Raw genomic sequence first — 16797 nt, forward strand, 5'->3', positions numbered from 1 at the left:
GACGGCCCGTCGGGCCGGTGTGTCGCACGGCGGCGGGAGGCACTCCGCCGCCGTGTGGTCACGACGTGGCGGATGGCGCTACTTGCGTTCACGCCACTTGGGGAGGGGGAACACCGGCTTGGCGCTGGCGTAGCGTTCGGGCCAGATGGTCTCGTGCTTGCCGTGCAGCACCTGCAAGGCAAGGGTGTCGATGAAGTTCTGGTTCTGGTAGCCGTCGCGGCTTTCGAACTTCACCGGGCCGAAGGCGGTCATCATGTCCACGCCCTTCATGGCGGCATTGATGTCCTCGGTGGTCAGGGCCTTGGCGCGCTCCACGGCGTCCTTGACCACGTACACCGAAGAATAGGCCAGCGCGCCATGGTACGAGGGGTAGTCGCCGTGGGCGGCCTTGTACTTTTCGGCAAAGTCGCGCGCGCCGGGGTAGCTTACCTGCGGGCTCCACAGGGTGGCGGTAACCACGAACTCGGCGGCGTCCTTGGCGTTGTCGATGAATTCGGGAATTGCGAATCCGGCGGCGCCGCCCGCGAACAGGCGCGCGTCGATGCGCAGTTCCTTGATCTGGCGCATCAGGAGGGCCGCGTCCATGACGTAGGAAACCATGTAGATGACGTCGGGATTCTGAGCCTTTACCTGTGAAAGCACGGGTTTGAAGTCCACCGCGCCCTTTTCGTACTTTTCCTTCATCAGCACCTTGATGCCCGCCTTTTCGGCGGACTTGGCCATCTCTTCGGCACCGGAGGTGCCGAAGTCGGACGATTCGTACAGGATGACCATGGTCTTGGGCTTGACCACCTTGTCCATGAACGAAAGCAGGCCGGAGGCGTAGTAGGCGTTGGTGGGGTTGATGCGGTAGACGTACTTGTAGTTCTGCTGGGTTATTTCATCGGCTGCGGAGGCGACCACCACGTAAGGGGTCTTGCGTTCCTCGGCCACGGCGGCCACGGCCTTGGCGCAGGCCGAGGTGTATTCGCCGAACAGCAGCGGCTGCTTCTGCACGTCGATGATCTTTTCGGCGATGGACCGGGCGATTTCGGGCTTGCCCTGCGAATCCTCGAAGCGCAGCACCAGCTTGCCGCCCTTCACGCCGCCCTTGGCGTTGATTTCCTCGGTGGCGATTTCCATGGATTTCTTGATGATCTCGCCGAACTTGGCCTGGCCGCCGGTAAGCGGCAACGGCACGCTGAGGGCAAGGTCCGCCGCAAGAGCCGTGGCGGGCAGGACGAGGCACAGGGAAAGACACAGGGCCAGCAGGATGTTGCGCATGGTTCGACCTCCGGAAAAGTGAAGGAAACGGACGCCAACCGGCCATGGGACCGGGTGGAGGGCATGCGCTCACGAGGCGGCGGCACGGCGGGAAGGGGCGTCGACATCCGCCCGCAAGGGCGGTCTGCCTGGGCGGGACGCCCGGTTCGGCCATGCCGCGAAGTGCGGCGGGCTCCTTCTCGCGAGCCGAAAGTTGTAATGGCGTTCCAATACGCGCGTTTGGACGAGAATGTAAACACGGCAAACAGTGGTGCGGGTGTCGCTGGCTGGGGGTAATGCTCCGTTTTGGCTGGATAACACTCATTATTAAAAAAATTTGCAATCAATACGGTTGGTTGTTCAATCCATTGGAGATGTGCCCGCTCCACATCGCGGAGCGGAAGGGTAGTGGCGGGTAAAAACAGGGGGAGAGAAGACGGGATGGTGCGACGAAATCGTCGCAACGGGGCTGGTGCACGCAGGCGGGGCTGGAGCGCGGAGAGTCGGAGAATCGGAGGGCCGGTGGGGCCGGAATGGGGCAGGCAGGAAGCCGAAGGCGGCGGGGCGCGGGGTGCGCCCCGATCAGTGCAGGCAGAGCGGGCCGGAAGTGTCCACGTATTCGGACATGGTCACGAAGGTACAGCCCGCCTCGATCAGGCGGTCGATGAGCGCGGGCATGGCCTCCACCGTTTCGCGGTGGTTGTCGTGGAACAGGAATACGCCGCGTACCCCGCGCACCCCGAAGGATTTGCGCGGCAACATGGCGAACAGGTCGTGCTTGCGCCAGTCGCGGCTGTCCACGGACCACAGGGCGATGGTCATGCTCTGGGCTGCGGCGGCGTCGATGGTGGCATTGTCGTAGCGGCCATAGGGCGGGCGCAGGTAGCGCGGCACGATGCCCAGCTTGGCCAGTTCCTCGTTGGTGCGGGATATCTCGCTCAGCTGTTCCACGGGCGCGCGCTGCCGCAGGCTGGTGTGGGTGAAGGTGTGGTTGCCCACTTCGTTGCCTTCGGCCACCAGCCGCTTCATGACGTCCGGGTACAGGTGCACGCGTGACCCCACCACGAAGAACGTGCCGCGTACGCCCTTGTCGCGCAAGATGTTCAGCAGTGCTTCCGTGGTTTGGCCGGGGCCGTCGTCAAAGGTGAGGGCGCACAGGTTGGCGCTGACACCGCGCTGGGCCAGGGCCAGCCCGTCGAGCACCGAGGGGTCGCGGGCCAGGGCCGGTGCCGGGTGCTGCAGCAGGAGCGCAACCAGCAGGGCGCACAGGAACGGCAGAAAACGTGCGGGCACGGGGCGCGCAGGAAAGGGGCGGCACTGGCGCGGGGCGCGTGGTGCATGCAAGGGATGCGCGGTGGTCTGGGCGAGCATGGGGGCTCCCGCTGTGGGGGTGCGGCGTGAAATGGCGTCAGTTGCTCCGGGCCAACGTGTCGGACGTCGGTGGGGGCGCGTGAGAGCGTTCATCCGCGAAGCGGGTGCGCAGCCGGTCGGCATAGGCGGTTGCGTCGCGCAGCAGCAGGGTGAGCTGCATGCTGTGGTCGATGGCCGGTTGTATGCAGGTGCGGCAGGGGAAGTCTTCTGCGGCATCGGTATCCGTGGGGTCGAACATGTGCGTACGTCGCACTCCTGAAAAGGACGTTCCGTCTCCGGCGGCGGGCGCTGCAAGAAATCGCCGCGCACGACGACGGTAAGCGAGTACCTTTGTATAGAGAGACGGTTTCGCACGCAAGGATTGTCTGTGCCTTGCGTGCGGATTGTGCGCGTATGGTGGAAGGGCGGGGCGAAGCCGCCGGGCGTGCAACGGCGGACGGGCGCACGGAAGGAGGCGCCAGACCTTGGCAGGCGCCGCGCCACGAGCGGATCGGCCTGCTCTGGCAGGCCGCCCCCGGTGATGTGGGCCGTGGGCGTATGGTCGGTTTTGGGTTGGAGAATACGGCGGCTGCAGTGAAATATCTTGTGATTCTTCTATGTTATGTGCATGGTGCAAAAAAATGCGTTGCGCCGGGAAAATTCCGTTGACAACTTCGGGGGGGTGAGGATAGACAGTCCTTCCTACGTGGGCAGTTAGCTCAGCTGGGAGAGCACCGCCTTCACACGGCGGGGGTCGCAGGTTCAAGCCCTGCACTGCCCACCACCACGCGGAGCCGTAGTTAAGACGGTTATAACGCCGGCCTGTCACGCCGGAGGCCGAGGGTTCGAGTCCCTTCGGCTCCGCCAGGATCCCAGAGGGGGGAGCGCAAGCTCCCCCTTTTTAAAGCCCGAATTTCCCGGCACGGAAGACCGCTCTGCGGTCGGCATCCGTGTCCGGGTTTCCGCGGAGCGGTAGTTAAGACGGTTATAACGCCGGCCTGTCACGCCGGAGGCCGAGGGTTCGAGTCCCTTCCGCTCCGCCATCGAATGCACGAGGGGCGAGGTAGCAATACCTCGCCCCTTTTGCGTTGTATGATGCCTGGTTTGCCTGATGCCTGTCTTGTCCGATGCAGGGTTGCCGGGCCTCGGTCATTCCATGCCCTCAACGATCTGCCCTTGCCGAATCCGCCCCAGATTCTCTTCTATCCAGTCCGTCAGTTGGCGCACCTGCTCGCTGATCTCCCGGCCCAGCGGGGTCAGACTGTATTCCACGCGGGGCGGCACCACGGGGTAGGCGGTGCGCGTCACGAAGCCGTCGGCCTCCAGCCATTGCAGGGTCTGGGACAACATCCGTTCGCTGACCCCGCCGATGCGGCGGCGCAGTTCGCTGAAGCGGTGCGTGCCCTCCAGCAGGGCCACCAGAATCAGCACGCCCCAGCGGCTGGTGACGTGGGTCAGAATCTGCCGCGACGGACATTGCTGCGCAAACAGGTTGCCGCGCAGGACCAGCCCAGTTGTGGCAGTGGGGGCCGTCGGGGCCGTTGGGGCCGTGAGGGTGGTGTTGGGAGCGGGGGCGGCGGACACCGGAACAGGATGGCTGGCAGTTTTCTTCATACTTACCTTCATGTGCGTACTTACTAAAAGTGCGTGTCAGTCATATATTGGCAACTCCAACCCTGAACGTAAAGGAGTTTGACCATGATTGCCGTAACCGGAGCATCCGGCCAACTGGGCCGATTGGTGATGGAGGGGCTGCTGGCCCGCGTGCCTGCGGAAAATATCGTGGCGGCGGTGCGCAATCCCGCCAAGGTGGCCGACCTGGCCGCCAGAGGCGTGGTGGTGCGCGCTGCCGACTATGCGAAACCGGAAACGCTGGACGCGGCCTTCGCTGGCGTGGACCGGCTGCTGCTGATTTCCTCCAGCGAGGTGGGCGGGCGCGTGCCGCAGCACCGCAATGTCATCGCGGCCGCCAAACGCGCGGGCGTGAGGCTGGTGGTGTACACCAGCATCCTGCATGCGGATGTCACACCGCTGGGTCTTGGCGCGGAGCACCGCGAAACGGAGGCCCTGCTGCGGGCGTCCGGTCTGCCGCATGTCCTTCTGCGCAACGGCTGGTACACCGAAAATTACCTTGCCAGCCTGCCCGCCGCACTGCAACACGGCGCATTCGCGGGCAGCGCAGGTGACGGGCGCATCGCCTCTGCCGCACGGGCGGACTATGCTGCCGCAGCCGTGGCCGTGCTGACCGGCGAGGGCCACGCGGGCAAGGTGTACGAACTGGCGGGCGATACCTCGTATGCTTTGGCGGAACTGGCCGTCGAGGTCAGCCGCCAGACCGGTAGGCGGATCGGCTACACCAACCTGTCGCAGGCGGAGTACCGCGCCATGCTGGTGGGCGTGGGCCTGCCGGAACCCATTGCGGACCTGCTGGCCGATTCCGATGCTGGCGCGGCCAGGGGCGGCCTGTTCGACGAAGGGCACCAGCTTTCCGCGCTGATCGGGCGGCCTACCACGCCGCTGGCTGTAATGGTGGAGGCTGCCCTGAAGAAGGCGTAGTGCGTCCTTGCGAACGGGAGAGCGGCGAGAGCCGCGCAGTCCGCGAAAACCGCAAGGGCCGCATATCCATATGATGTATCGGGGCCGTGGCAGAAATGTCGCGGCCCCGGTGTGTTGCGCGGGCGGAGAGTTCGGTGCGGGCCATTCTGACCCATCCCGTCCCATCCTGTCCCATCCCACTTGGCATGGCTGACACGTTTCGCCGCACCTGCTATCAGACGGACCATGCTTACCCTGCGCTGCGCGGCCTGCCGCCGCAAACTCTGGAAGTACCTGAAGCTCGGCAAGGGCGAGGTGCTGCGTTGCCACAAGGAGCGCATCACCCGCGTGTACGATGCCGAGGAGCGCGACGGGCGCATCTGGTGCGCCTGCGGGCAGGTCGTGGGCGTGGACAGGGGCGGGCACTGGGCCATGCTGTCCAATGCCTTCACCTATTCCGGCACCAAGGATACCAGGCTCTGACCTGCCGGGGCGCCATGCCCCGCGCCGGGGGATGGTGCCGTGCGACATCCACGGCGTGACAGATCGATCTGTGCCCTGCGCGCTCCGTTACGTGCCCTTGCCGAAATCTTTCGCGGTGTGCTTTCCGGTCGACATTTCCCTCCGCCCCGGAGACTTCCATGACGCGTTCTCCGTTCGACACATCTCCTGAAAGCATCCCCGAGGCTACAGCCGGAATCGCCCCCTCCACCGGACTTTCTGCTGGTCCCTTTGGTGTGGACATTGCCGGGCAGGGCGCATCCCCAACGCCGTCCACGGGAGTTTTCGCGGACTATGCCCCGCCCGGCACGGATACCGCCTTCGGCCTGCCCCGCCCGGAAAGCCTGCCCCTGCGCGAAGACACCCTGCGCCGCTACGAGGCGCGCATCAACCGGGTCATCGACTACATCGTGGCGGACCCTGCGCGCGACTTCACCCTGGATGAACTGGCCGGGGCCGCGCCCTTTTCGCCCTTTCATTTCCACCGCATCTTTGCCGGGCTGGTGGGCGAAACGCTGCATGCGTTCATCCGCCGCCTGCGCATGGACCGCGCGGCCAACATGCTGGCCTTTGCCCCCGCCTTGAGCGTGACCGACGTGGCCATGTACTGCGGGTTTTCCTCGTCGCAGAACTTCGCCCGCGCCTTTCGCGAACGGTTCGACATGACGCCCAGCGAGTACCGGCGCCGTCGCCATTACCAGACCGGCGCGGACCGGGAAGGGGCGCACGGCCTGCTGGCCGATCCCTTTCGCGCGCACGCCGGGAATGGCAAGGCGCGAAACGCCCCGCCCGGCGGCACGGTGTACGAATCGTCCTTGTACAACGAGGCAGCCGGGCACAACGAGGCAGCCGGGCGCGACGGGGCGACCGGTCCCGTGGCGCAGCATCCGGAATCGCCCGATACACCGGTCCTGTCCGGCACGGTGCCCCCGCACGGGGACATGCCGTGGTTTCCGGACGGTCCGCCACACGTCCGGCTGGACCCGGACAGCGCAAGGAGTGATGCCATGAACGTGGAAGTTACGGAAAAGCCCGCTTATCGCGTGGCCTACCTGCGGCACATCGGCCCCTATGCCGGCGAAACCATTGGTCCGGTGTGGGGCCGCCTGATGGCCTGGGCCGGGCAGCGCGGCCTGATGCGGCCCGGCGTGCCGGGATTTGGCGTGAGCTGGGACAACCCGGAAGTGACCCCGCCGGAAAACTGCCGCTATGACGCCTGCATCGCCATCGGGCCGGAGGTGGACGCGCTGGAACTGGCCGAGGCGGGCATCAGCGTGCAGACCCTGCCCGGCGGACTGTACGCGGAATACCGCAGCATGATTCCCTGCGACGGATTCTTTCGGGCCTGGAACGACATGTACACCCAGTGGCTGCCCGCCAGCGGCTGGCAGTGCGATGACCGCCCCGGCTACGAACTGTACCACGACATGCTGGGCTGCCCTCCGGAAGGCCCGTGGGACGTGGGTATCTGCGTGGCGGTGCGGCCGCTGTAGCCACGAGGGCTGCGCCGCCTGTCCCGCCCCCACCTTTCGGAAGGCTGCCCTTCATCGGGTGGGTGTCGGTCGTGCATCGGGCGGTGTGGCTGACGCGCCCGTACGCATCCCTTTTGCAATTTCAAAGGAACCGAGCATGGGCCGATGGCCTGTGGTCGGTTCTTCTGTTTCCGGTCCGCGTGGTGGACATGTAGGGGGGGGGGCGTGCCGCACGCCTGCCAGATTGCGTGCGCCTCGGCTTTTCGCGCACTCGGGCATCCGTGTTTTCGGATATCTCCGCCATGTGCGTCCCGACCGGCGGCAACCTCGGCGGCTCGTGTGATGCCGGTTGCCAGACACCGGAGTCCTCCCCGTGCCGCCAGGAGGCGAAGGTGCGCAACGTGCGGGCGCGATGTCTTGTATAATACATTATAAGAGGCTGAAATGGTGAACCATAACTGTCCGCTTGCCAATGCCGCGTACCGGGCGTAATGGACCGGGCTTTGGGGTGCGTGTTTTACTTACTGCTGAAAACAGCAGCGCCGCCGCAGTTCGCGGTGCGCACCCCCGCTGACCTGCGGTCCCGTCGGGACAAGGCATAGTGCGGCATGTCCGGCGGAACGTAGGCAGTTTTTGCGAGTGAGTACGCGCGTCAATCGGGGCGTGGCGCACTCTTGATCGGGGCCGGACGCGGTGGGCTGCCGCATCCGGTTCGTGAATGACGGCGCCACCGGTGCCTGGGGCGCATGCACCACCCCGGCGCGCGCAAGCAAGGGAGCGGCAATGGCTGGTACAGACAACATGGGCGACGAGGCGACATCCTTTCTGCCGCGCACCATCACCGAACTGCGCGCCGGGTATTCGACGCAGAAATTCATCCGCGACCTGCTGGCGGGCCTTACCGTTGGCGTGGTGGCCCTGCCGTTGGCCATGGCCTTCGCCATTGCCTCGGGCACCACGCCAGAACGCGGGCTGTTCACCGCCATCGTGGCCGGGTTTCTCATTTCGCTGCTGGGCGGCAGCCGCTACCAGATCGGCGGGCCCACCGGCGCCTTCGTGGTCATCATCTACAACGTCATCTACCGGCACGGGTATGACGGCCTGGTCATCACCACCCTGCTGGCCGGGGCCATGCTGCTCATCTTCGGCCTGTGCCGCATCGGCGTGCTCATCAAGTACATTCCCTATCCGGTCACCACCGGGTTCACGGCGGGCATCGCCGTGCTGATCTTCTCGTCGCAGATGAAGGACTTCTTCGGCTTGCAGATGGATGCGGTGCCGCCGGAATTCTTCGACAAATGGATGGCCTATGCCGAGCACCTGGGCACCATCAACACGACCACGTTGTGCGTTGCCGGGCTGGCCCTGGCCTGCATCCTGGCCACGCGGCGGTTCATTCCGCGCATTCCCGCGCCTGTGGTGGGTGTTGCCGTGGCCTCCCTTGCCGTGTGGGCGCTGGGGTTGCAGGTGGAAACCATCGGCAGCCGGTTCGGCGGCATCCCGCGTGAACTGCCCAGCTTCGTCTGGCCCACGTTCACCTTTGCCCGGGTGCGTGAACTGTTGCCCGACGCCATGACCATCGCCCTGCTGGCGGGCATCGAATCGCTGCTCTCGTGCGTGGTGGCCGACGGCATGACCGGCGACAAGCACAACTCCAACGTCGAGCTGACCGCGCAGGGCGTGGCCAACATCGCCTCGGTGCTGTTCGGGGGCATTCCGGCCACCGGGGCCATCGCGCGCACGGTCACCAACATCCGTTCAGGCGGGCAGACCCCGGTAGCGGGCATGGTGCACGCGGCTGTGCTGGTGGCCTTCGTGCTGTTCCTTGCGCCGCTGGCCTCGTTCATTCCGCTGGCCAGCCTGGCCGCCGTGCTGATCATGGTTTCGTGGGACATGAGCGAACTGCACAAGTTCCTGCGCCTGCTGCGCGCGCCCAAGTCCGACATAACGGTGATGTGCCTGACCTTCGTGCTGACCGTGGTCATCGACCTGACCGTGGCGGTGTACGTGGGGGTGATGCTGGCCTCGCTGCTGTTCATGCGCCGCATGAGCGAGGTGACCGCCATCTGCTCCTGCGCCATCGACGACAAGCCGGTGATCCAGGGGCGTGAAACGGCGGAACTGACCGTGCCCGACGGGGTGCAGGTGTACGAGATCGACGGACCGTTCTTCTTCGGCGTGGCGGACCGCTTCCAGAGCGTATCGCAGGCGTTGCAGAAGCAGCCGGAGGTGTTCATCCTGCGCATGCGCAAGGCCACCACGGTGGATTCCACCGGGGCCAATGCGCTGGAGGCGTTCTACCGCACCTGCCGCCGCCGGGGCACCGTGCTGCTGCTGTCCGGCGTGCGGCCCGCCGCCCGCAACATGATGCAGCGCTTCGGCACCCTGGACATGATAGGCCGCGAGAACGTGTTCGAGAACGTGGACCGGGCCATCGAGCACGCCGTGCGCCTGCTGGCCGACAAGCACGGCGTGGCGCCCACGGTGAAGAAATAATCCCCTCGGAATGGTCGGGAGGATGCATGACCACGCCCCGCCGGTGGGCACCGGCGGGGCGTTTCGCATGTGCGGAGGGGGAGTGGGGTGCGGCGCAGGCACGAGCGTCAACCCGCGCTGGACGCCCACCTGCCGGGCGCGCTACAAGGCCATGGATATGGAACATTCAGGCAATGACGGCATGTGGCCGGAGGCAGGATGAAGGTAGCCATCGTACATTACTGGCTCGTAGGCATGCGCGGCGGCGAAAAGGTGGTCGAGGCGCTGTGCCGCATGTACCCGCAGGCCGACATCTTCACCCATGTGGCCGATCGCACCCGCCTTTCGCGCGAACTGCTGGCGCACGACATCCGCACCACGTTCATCGGGCGTCTGCCCGGCGCGGTGCGCCATTACAAGAAATACCTGCCGCTCATGCCGCTGGCCCTGGAGCAGTTGGACCTGCGCGGGTACGACCTGGTCATTTCCAGCGAATCCGGCCCGGCCAAGGGGGTGCTGACCCGCGCGGACACCCCCCATGTCTGCTATTGCCACAGCCCCATGCGCTACCTGTGGGATTTCTATCATGACTATCTGGAAGAGGCCGGTTGGTTCACGCGGGGCATGATGCGTCCGTGGTTCCATTACCTGCGCATGTGGGACGCAGTGTCGGCCATGCGGGTGGACCGCTGCGTGGCCAATTCGCGGACGGTGGCGGCGCGCATCCGCAAGCACTGGCGGCGCGATGCGGTCGTCGTAACCCCTCCTGTCGAAGTGGGCGCCCTTGCGCCAGCCGAGCTTTCGCGGCCCGCGGAAGGGGCACCCTACCTGTGCCTTGGCCAGCTTGTGGGCTACAAGCGGGTGGATTTGGCCGTGCGGGCCTGTACCGCCACGGGCCGTGCGCTGGTTGTGGCGGGCGAAGGCGAGATGTGCCGCGCGCTGGAGGCCGTGGCCGGTCCCACGGTGCGCTTCGTGGGGCGGCTGGACGACAACGCCATGCGCGCCATCTACGCCCAGAGCCGCGCGCTGCTGTTCCCCGGCGAGGAGGATTTCGGCATGGTGCCGGTGGAGGCCATGGCTTCCGGGCGACCGGTCATCGCCTACGGGCGAGGCGGGGCGCTGGAGACGGTGGTGGACGGCGAGACGGGGCTGTTCTTCGACGCACAGGACGTGGATGCGCTGGTGGCCGCGCTGGATCGCTTCGAGCGCGAGGAACAGCGGTTCGACCCGCTGCACATCGCTGCGCATGCCCGGAACTTTGGCGAGGAACGGTTCCGGACGGAATTCGGCGCGGTGGTGGAAGAGGCCCTGCGGGATGTGGCGGGGCCGGGCAGGGCCTAGGCATTGAGACGTTGAGGGATGCGTTGCGTGCCGCCACGCGGGGCGCACAACCCCCGCAACGCATGAAGGCCGGGAGCACTCTCCCGGCCTTCATGCGTTTGTCTTTGGTCCGACGAAAACGGGCTGGAAAGCCATTCAGAAGCAGCCTCTAGTACGCTCCGTTGCGCTGCAACACCACGGGCACGGTCTTGGCCAGAATCCAGATGTCGAACCACACCGACCAGTTGCAGATGTAGTAGCGGTCCATTTCCACTCGTTGCTGGTAGCTTACGTCGTTACGGCCAGAAACCTGCCACAGCCCGGTGATGCCCGGCTTGACGCGGGTGTACAGGTTGAACACCTCGCCGTACTTGGCCACTTCGTCCTGCACGATGGGGCGCGGGCCCACAAGGCTCATTTCACCCTTGAACACGTTCCACAACTGGGGCAGCTCATCCAGGCTGGTCTTGCGCAGAAAGGCCCCGGCCCGGGTTACCCGGGGGTCGCACTTCAGCTTCTGGTCGCGCTCCCATTCGGCGTGCAATCCGGGATTTGCAGCCAGACAGTCGCGCAGCACGCATTCGGCGTCCTGGACCATGGTGCGGAACTTCAGGATGTGCATCTCGCGGCCATCCTGCCCGATACGCCGCTGGGTGAAGAGGGGGGCGCCGGGACTGTCCATGCGAATCCATACGGCAATGGCCAGGATCAGCGGCAGAACCAGCACGGCGGTGCCCAGCGTGAGCAGCAGGTCTATGGCCCGCTTCAGGCGCACCCGGTTGACGTCCAGCAGGTTCTGGCGCACCAGCAGGCCCAGCAGGCCGCCGATGTCCATGGCGCTGACCCACAGGCGAGCACCGCCCGTGGAGAAGGGGGGCATGATCAGCACGTTGCGGAACCGCGCCGTGGCTTCCTCGATGCGGTGGCGAGCCTCGCCGTCGGCGAAGCTGTCGAGCAGCAGCAGGGCGTAGGCACGGGGAAACCGCCGTACGGCTTCCTCATCGTTGGCGCAGCAGGCCAGGTCACACTCCTCGCCGGAAGGGGCCGGCCTGCCATCCGGCGGGACGCACGCCACGGGGCGCAGACCCAGCAGGGGGCGCTGATGCAGGGTGCGCGCCACTTCCTGGGCAGCTGCCCCGCCGCCCAGGATCGCGGCGGGAACTCCCCACCAGGCGTGCCGGGCAAGACGGGTGCGCAGCCAGTGGCGGCACAGTGGCAGGGCCACAGTGCATCCCAACCACGCCAGCAGGAAGGCCACACGCGAATAGCGTTCACCCCCCTTGGCGAAGAAGATGAACGAACCAGCGCACAAAAAGGCCATGGTGGCGCCAAGGGTGAGCTTTTTCAGTTCCTGGGGTGGGGGCAGCGTGATGGCCGCATACAACCCGAACACGGCGTTGAACAGCGGCAACAACAGCAGGAAGGGCAGCAGGCGGGGATAGAATTCCCACTGGATGCCGCTGCCCGCCAAGTCGCGCAGCAGGGTTGCCGCCAGCGTGACACAAATGATGACGGCGGTGTCCGTCAGTGCCAGCAGCAGCGTCGTGCGCCAGGGGGCGGCCTGAATCGAGCAGAGTGTCATGGGCATCCGGGGAGGGCCGGTTTGTTCTGGATGTCGTTCCGTGGTTCGTACGGCGCACTGAAGTTCTGCACCGAAATGTTTCTATAAAGGAAAGCTGCGCGGTGCCGCAACCGGTGCGGCACCGCGCAGCTTTTCTTTGCCTGATGCTCAGGAACGCAGTCCCTTGCCCGCGGAGAACGCCTTGGCCAGGAATTCTCCCACCGCGTAGTATTCGCGCGAAACCGGGGCGAAGATCACCGGGTCGACCTTGTTGATGTCGGGCAGGCCGTCATCGCGCAGGCAGGATTCGTCCACCTTCACGTCCATGATCTCGCCGATGAACTGGGTATGCAGGCCGATCTCTATCTGGTGGATCAGCTTCAGTTCGATGGCCATGGGGAATTCGCCCACGTAGGGCGCGTCCACATGTTCGCCCGGCACCGGGGTAAGCCCCAGCGAGGCGAACTTGTCTTCGTTCTCGCCGGAATAGATGCCCGCGTAATCCGCATGGCGCACGTAGGCGCGCGAGGGGATGGAGATGGTGAAGGCCCCGCGTTCGGTGATGGACCGGTAGGTATAGGTGGCCTTGCGCAGCGAAACGGCGATGCTCGGCGGCTGCGAGCAGCAGATGCCCGCCCACGCCGCCGCCATGATGTTGGGGCGGGAGTCGCGGTCGTAGGTGCCCACGAGAAAGAGCGGAGTGGGATAGGCAAGGGTGCGCGCACCCAGGGATTTCTTCATGTCCGACCTCGTTTGGGGTGATGGCGCCGCCAGCGCCGGACGGCGAGGTTCGGGTGCGGCTGGGCGCTGGGCGCAAGTTTGGCAGACTTTGCCCCTCGCTGCAAGGCAAGTGGCGACGCAATTGTCAAAATCACGCCAGCGGCGCTTGCGCGGGCATGCCGTTTCTGGTAGCGAAATGAAGAAATTTAGCTTTTCCGGCATGTTCGCATGGCGGTATGCATGGCCGGGTATGCGTGGCCGGGTATGCGTGTCGGGGACGGGCCCCGCGCGCGGGCGTGGTGAAGCAACGGTTCAACGAACGAGAGGAAGCACAAGCATGTTCAGAATGACCACCCTTGTGGCGGCCCTGGCCCTGGTCCTTGCGCTTGGCGGCGTGGCCTTTGCCGAGAAGGCCTACATCAACGGCATCGACGCCAACTATCCCCCCTTCGCCTACGTGGACAAAAGCGGCAAGCCCGCTGGCTTCGACGTGGATTCCATGGACTGGATCGCCAAGAAGATGGGCTTCAAGGTCACCCACCAGCCCATGGACTGGGACGGCATCATCCCCAACCTGCTGGCCAAGAAGATCGACATGGTCTGCTCCGGCATGTCCATCACCGAAGAACGCCGCGAGAAGGTCAATTTTTCCAACCCCTACTGGAACGTGAAGCAGGTCTTCATCGCCAAGAAGGGTTCCACCCTCAACGCCGACCAGATACTGAAGGGCAAGGTGAAGCTGGGCGTGCAGCGCGGCACCTCCGAGGCCGAAGCCTTGCAGAAGGACAAGGAAGCCAAGGGCTACGGCTATGACCTGCGCTTCTACGATTCCGCCCCGCTGGCCATCGAAGACGTGCTGAACGGCCGCATCGACGCCGCAACCATGGACAACCTGCCCGCCGACGACGCCGCCTCCAAGGGCAAGGCCATCCAGGTCGTGGGCGTGTACGGCGATCCCGAAGACTTCGGCGTGGCTACCCGCAAGGAAGACGCCGAACTGCTGAAGATGATCAACGACGGCTACAAGCTTCTCATGGCCGACCCCTACTGGGAACAGCTGAAGCAGAAGCACCTGGCCAAGAAGTAATCGGGCCGACGGCGGTCGGGTGCAGCCGCACCCGGCCCCGGTGGTGACCGTGCGGTCGGCCATGATCGGCGGTCACGGTCAGCCAGGCATGTCCGTCCGGGAGGCGCGGGAAATATCCTGTCGCCTTCCGGACCTTTTTTGGGTATGCAACCCGTTGCGCCCCGGCGCGCCACAGTAAAAAAAGGGGGGGCCGCCCGGCCCGCGTCCATGCTTGAAAGCGTTACCACCATCATAGAGGCCCTGCCGTACATTCTGGAAGGCACCCTCGTCACCGTAGCCACCGTGTTCGGGGCCATGGCGCTGGGGCTTGTGCTTGGCGTGCCCATGTCCGTGGCCCAGGTGTACGGGGCGCTGCCCGTGCGGCTTGCCGTGGGGTTCTACGTCTGGTTCTTCCGGGGCATGCCCATTCTGGTGCTGCTGCTGTTGTTCTATTTCGGTCTGTTCCAGCTCATCGGGCTGAACCTTTCCGCCTTCACCGCCTCGTGCCTGGTGCTGGGCATGACCAGCGCGGCGTACCAATCCCAGATATTTCGCGGGGCCATTCAGGGGTTGCCGCAGGGGCAACTGCGCGCCGCGCGCGCCCTGGGCATGAGCGACGGCACCGCCATCCGTTCCATCGTCCTGCCGCAGGCCCTGCGCCTGTCCATACCCGGCTGGTCCAACGAATATTCCATCCTGCTCAAGGATTCCGCGCTGGCCTTCGTGCTCGGCACGCCCGAGATCATGGCCCGCACCCACTTCGTGGCCTCGCGCACCTACGAGCACCTGCCGCTGTACATGACGGCGGGGGCGCTCTACTTCGTCATCACCCTGATCGGGCTCAAGGTGCTGCGCCGTCTCGAACACAAGTTGCACATTCCGGGCTATGCCAGCCACGGACCGCTATAAGGATATCCTCATGGCCACGCCCGAAAGCGTTACCACGTCCGGCACTCCCATCCTGCGCCTCGAGAACATCGGCAAGACCCTTGGCGGCAAGCGCATCCTGTCCGACATTTCCATGGATGTGGACAAGGGCGAACTGAAGGTGCTCATCGGGCCTTCCGGCGCGGGCAAGAGCACGCTCTTGCAGTGTATCAACTACCTGATCCCGCCGGACGAGGGGCACATTCGCCTGGAAGGGCGGGTGGTGGACGCCTCGCGCAAGTCCGAACTGTACGCCTTTCGCCAGCAGGTGGGGATGATCTTTCAGGATTTCAATCTGTTCGACCACCTGGACGCGCTGAGCAACGTGTCCATCGCCCTGCGCAAGGTGCGCGGCATGAGCCGCAAGGCCGCCGCGGAACGGGCCATGGCCGAACTGGAACGGGTGGGCCTGGCCAACCGCGCCACCCTGTACCCGGCCCAGCTTTCCGGCGGCCAGAAGCAGCGCGTGGCCATTGCCCGCGCCCTGGCCATGGACCCCAAGGTCATGCTGCTGGACGAACCTACCTCTGCCCTCGACCCCGAACTGGTGGGCGAAGTGCTGGCGGTCATTCGTGACCTTGCGCGCGGCGGCATGACCATGGTCATGGCCTCGCATCAGATGGACTTCACTCGCGCCCTGGCCCACGAAATCCTGTTCATGGAGCGGGGCAGCATCATCGAGCGCGGGTCCCCGGCGGAACTGCTGGCCCCCGGTTCCGGCACCCGCACCGCCGACTTCTGCAGCCGCCTGACCGATCTGTGCGAGGAGTGCAGCTAGTGTTCGACGTCGATTTCCTCGTCGACCGGGTGTTCCCCTCGCTGAACGCCGGGCTGTGGATGAGCGTGAAGCTCATCGTGCCTTCCGCCGTGTTCGGTCTGCTGTTCGGGGTGATCATCGGGATCGTGCGGGTGTTCGGCAAGCCGTGGATGCAGCGCGTTGCCAACGCCTACACCGCCCTTTTCCGGGGAGTGCCGCTGCTGGTGCAGTTGTTCATCCTCTATTTCGGCCTGCCCAACATCGGCATCTACCTCGAACCGTACGCCGCCTCCGTGCTGGGCTTCATTCTGTGCAGCGCGGCCTACAACTCGGAATACGTGCGCGGTGCGCTGCTCTCCATCCGCCAGGGCCAGCTCAGCGCAGCCCAGGCGCTGGGCTTCAGCACCATGCAGACGCTCATTTCCATCGTGGTGCCCCAGGCCGTGCGGCGTGCGCTGCCGGGCTGCGGCAACGAGATTGTCTATCTCATCAAGTACTCGTCCCTCGCCTACGTGATCACGTGCATCGAGCTCACGGGCGAGGCCAAGGTGCTCGCGTCCCGCACCTTCCGGTTCACAGAGGTGTTCCTGGTGGTGGGCGCGTACTACCTGTTCCTTGTCACCGTGGCTTCGTGGCTGCTCCACAAGGTGGAGGAGCGCTTCCACATTCCCGGGTTCGGCCGCCCGCGCCAGTAGCGCGCCGCGAGCCGGTTTTCCTCTCCGGCCCCGCCCGGGGACGGAGCCGGCGGCGTACGCCGCCTGACGCGCGGTCGGACCAGCGTGCCGACATGCCTGATCACAACCTGCCTCCGACCTCCGATTCCTCTCGCCGCTTCGTGCTCACCGACGCCCACCGCGCCGCCATCGTGCTT

Annotated in this window: 15 protein-coding genes and 3 tRNA genes; 12 read left to right on the top strand and 6 right to left on the bottom strand. The window is 65.4% G+C overall.

Translation table 11 applies throughout. The annotated features are described in order from the left end of the window. Positions 1-78: 78 nt before the first annotated feature. The 3 genes from FVW27_RS13875 to FVW27_RS13885 all read right to left on the bottom strand — a co-directional run bounded on the left by FVW27_RS13875 (position 79) and on the right by FVW27_RS13885 (position 2851). Positions 79-1263 carry an ABC transporter substrate-binding protein gene (locus tag FVW27_RS13875; RefSeq protein WP_167126137.1) on the bottom strand — a complete coding sequence of 395 codons (1185 nt, stop codon included), beginning with the start codon at positions 1261-1263 and terminating at the stop codon, positions 79-81. Positions 1264-1824: 561 nt separating this feature from the next. Then, positions 1825-2613: a polysaccharide deacetylase family protein gene (locus FVW27_RS13880; protein WP_167126140.1), complete on the bottom strand. Its 789-nt coding sequence runs from the start codon at positions 2611-2613 to the stop codon at positions 1825-1827. 37 nt (positions 2614-2650) lie between these two features. Continuing rightward, positions 2651-2851, bottom strand: a complete 201-nt coding sequence (locus FVW27_RS13885) for a hypothetical protein (RefSeq protein ID WP_167126142.1) — start codon at positions 2849-2851, stop codon at positions 2651-2653. Positions 2852-3300: 449 nt separating this feature from the next. On the opposite strand from FVW27_RS13885, the gene FVW27_RS13890 reads away from it, so the two are divergent. The 3 genes from FVW27_RS13890 to FVW27_RS13900 all read left to right on the top strand — a co-directional run bounded on the left by FVW27_RS13890 (position 3301) and on the right by FVW27_RS13900 (position 3635). Next, positions 3301-3376: transfer RNA gene (locus FVW27_RS13890), tRNA-Val, on the top strand. A gap of 6 nt (positions 3377-3382) precedes the next feature. Further along, positions 3383-3459 (top strand) — tRNA-Asp (locus FVW27_RS13895). Positions 3460-3558: 99 nt separating this feature from the next. Next, positions 3559-3635 (top strand) — tRNA-Asp (locus tag FVW27_RS13900). A 106-nt stretch (positions 3636-3741) separates the two neighbouring features. Here the strand turns inward: FVW27_RS13900 and FVW27_RS13905 are convergent. After that, positions 3742-4206, bottom strand: coding sequence for a winged helix-turn-helix transcriptional regulator (locus FVW27_RS13905; RefSeq protein WP_167126144.1), 465 nt, complete (start codon positions 4204-4206; stop codon positions 3742-3744). Positions 4207-4290: 84 nt separating this feature from the next. On the opposite strand from FVW27_RS13905, the gene FVW27_RS13910 reads away from it, so the two are divergent. The 5 genes from FVW27_RS13910 to FVW27_RS13930 all read left to right on the top strand — a co-directional run bounded on the left by FVW27_RS13910 (position 4291) and on the right by FVW27_RS13930 (position 10916). After that, entirely contained in the window at positions 4291-5148 is an 858-nt protein-coding gene (locus tag FVW27_RS13910; protein ID WP_167126147.1) for an SDR family oxidoreductase, read from the top strand. Between the two features lie 225 nt (positions 5149-5373). Next, on the top strand, positions 5374-5610 hold the full coding sequence (locus tag FVW27_RS13915) for a hypothetical protein (protein WP_167126150.1): 237 nt from the start codon (positions 5374-5376) through the stop codon (positions 5608-5610). 158 nt (positions 5611-5768) lie between these two features. After that, positions 5769-7121 (top strand): AraC family transcriptional regulator, encoded by a 1353-nt coding sequence (locus FVW27_RS13920; RefSeq protein ID WP_167126153.1) that lies wholly within the window; start codon positions 5769-5771, stop codon positions 7119-7121. A gap of 762 nt (positions 7122-7883) precedes the next feature. Next, complete coding sequence (locus FVW27_RS13925) at positions 7884-9596, top strand: SulP family inorganic anion transporter (protein WP_208294794.1); 1713 nt, start codon at positions 7884-7886, stop codon at positions 9594-9596. Positions 9597-9794: 198 nt separating this feature from the next. After that, entirely contained in the window at positions 9795-10916 is a 1122-nt protein-coding gene (locus tag FVW27_RS13930; protein ID WP_167126156.1) for a glycosyltransferase, read from the top strand. A 148-nt stretch (positions 10917-11064) separates the two neighbouring features. Here the strand turns inward: FVW27_RS13930 and wbaP are convergent, their stop codons facing one another. Both wbaP and FVW27_RS13940 read right to left on the bottom strand, forming a co-directional pair. Next, the gene (gene wbaP / locus FVW27_RS13935) at positions 11065-12477 is read right to left on the bottom strand and encodes an undecaprenyl-phosphate galactose phosphotransferase WbaP (protein WP_167126159.1); all 1413 of its coding nucleotides are present in this window, start codon (positions 12475-12477) and stop codon (positions 11065-11067) included. A 147-nt stretch (positions 12478-12624) separates the two neighbouring features. Beyond that, positions 12625-13197: a flavin reductase family protein gene (locus FVW27_RS13940; RefSeq protein ID WP_012612698.1), complete on the bottom strand. Its 573-nt coding sequence runs from the start codon at positions 13195-13197 to the stop codon at positions 12625-12627. A 316-nt stretch (positions 13198-13513) separates the two neighbouring features. Here FVW27_RS13940 and FVW27_RS13945 point away from each other — a divergent pair, with 316 nt between their 5' ends. The 4 genes from FVW27_RS13945 (at position 13514) to FVW27_RS13960 (ending at position 16621) form a co-directional block, all read left to right on the top strand. Continuing rightward, positions 13514-14263, top strand: a complete 750-nt coding sequence (locus FVW27_RS13945) for an ABC transporter substrate-binding protein (RefSeq protein ID WP_167126162.1) — start codon at positions 13514-13516, stop codon at positions 14261-14263. 207 nt (positions 14264-14470) lie between these two features. Continuing rightward, entirely contained in the window at positions 14471-15151 is a 681-nt protein-coding gene (locus FVW27_RS13950) for an amino acid ABC transporter permease (protein ID WP_167126165.1), read from the top strand. Between the two features lie 10 nt (positions 15152-15161). Further along, complete coding sequence (locus FVW27_RS13955; protein WP_167126168.1) at positions 15162-15947, top strand: amino acid ABC transporter ATP-binding protein; 786 nt, start codon at positions 15162-15164, stop codon at positions 15945-15947. Continuing rightward, positions 15947-16621, top strand: coding sequence for an ABC transporter permease subunit (locus FVW27_RS13960; RefSeq protein WP_167126171.1), 675 nt, complete (start codon positions 15947-15949; stop codon positions 16619-16621). The genes FVW27_RS13955 and FVW27_RS13960 overlap by 1 nt, the downstream gene beginning before the upstream one ends. Positions 16622-16797: the final 176 nt, after the last annotated feature.

This window comes from Nitratidesulfovibrio liaohensis (assembly GCF_011682075.1).
Lineage (GTDB): Bacteria > Desulfobacterota > Desulfovibrionia > Desulfovibrionales > Desulfovibrionaceae > Cupidesulfovibrio > Cupidesulfovibrio liaohensis.

Coding starts and splice junctions, on each gene's coding strand:
- FVW27_RS13915 (WP_167126150.1), top strand. CDS start 5,374: ATGCTTACCCTGCGCTGCGCGGCCTGCCGCCGCAAACTCTGGAAGTAC.
- FVW27_RS13950 (WP_167126165.1), top strand. CDS start 14,471: ATGCTTGAAAGCGTTACCACCATCATAGAGGCCCTGCCGTACATTCTG.
- FVW27_RS13880 (WP_167126140.1), bottom strand. CDS start 2,613: ATGCTCGCCCAGACCACCGCGCATCCCTTGCATGCACCACGCGCCCCG.
- FVW27_RS13920 (WP_167126153.1), top strand. CDS start 5,769: ATGACGCGTTCTCCGTTCGACACATCTCCTGAAAGCATCCCCGAGGCT.
- FVW27_RS13905 (WP_167126144.1), bottom strand. CDS start 4,206: ATGAAGAAAACTGCCAGCCATCCTGTTCCGGTGTCCGCCGCCCCCGCT.
- FVW27_RS13910 (WP_167126147.1), top strand. CDS start 4,291: ATGATTGCCGTAACCGGAGCATCCGGCCAACTGGGCCGATTGGTGATG.
- FVW27_RS13945 (WP_167126162.1), top strand. CDS start 13,514: ATGTTCAGAATGACCACCCTTGTGGCGGCCCTGGCCCTGGTCCTTGCG.
- FVW27_RS13885 (WP_167126142.1), bottom strand. CDS start 2,851: ATGTTCGACCCCACGGATACCGATGCCGCAGAAGACTTCCCCTGCCGC.
- FVW27_RS13940 (WP_012612698.1), bottom strand. CDS start 13,197: ATGAAGAAATCCCTGGGTGCGCGCACCCTTGCCTATCCCACTCCGCTC.
- FVW27_RS13955 (WP_167126168.1), top strand. CDS start 15,162: ATGGCCACGCCCGAAAGCGTTACCACGTCCGGCACTCCCATCCTGCGC.
- FVW27_RS13930 (WP_167126156.1), top strand. CDS start 9,795: ATGAAGGTAGCCATCGTACATTACTGGCTCGTAGGCATGCGCGGCGGC.
- FVW27_RS13925 (WP_208294794.1), top strand. CDS start 7,884: ATGGCTGGTACAGACAACATGGGCGACGAGGCGACATCCTTTCTGCCG.
- FVW27_RS13875 (WP_167126137.1), bottom strand. CDS start 1,263: ATGCGCAACATCCTGCTGGCCCTGTGTCTTTCCCTGTGCCTCGTCCTG.
- wbaP (WP_167126159.1), bottom strand. CDS start 12,477: ATGACACTCTGCTCGATTCAGGCCGCCCCCTGGCGCACGACGCTGCTG.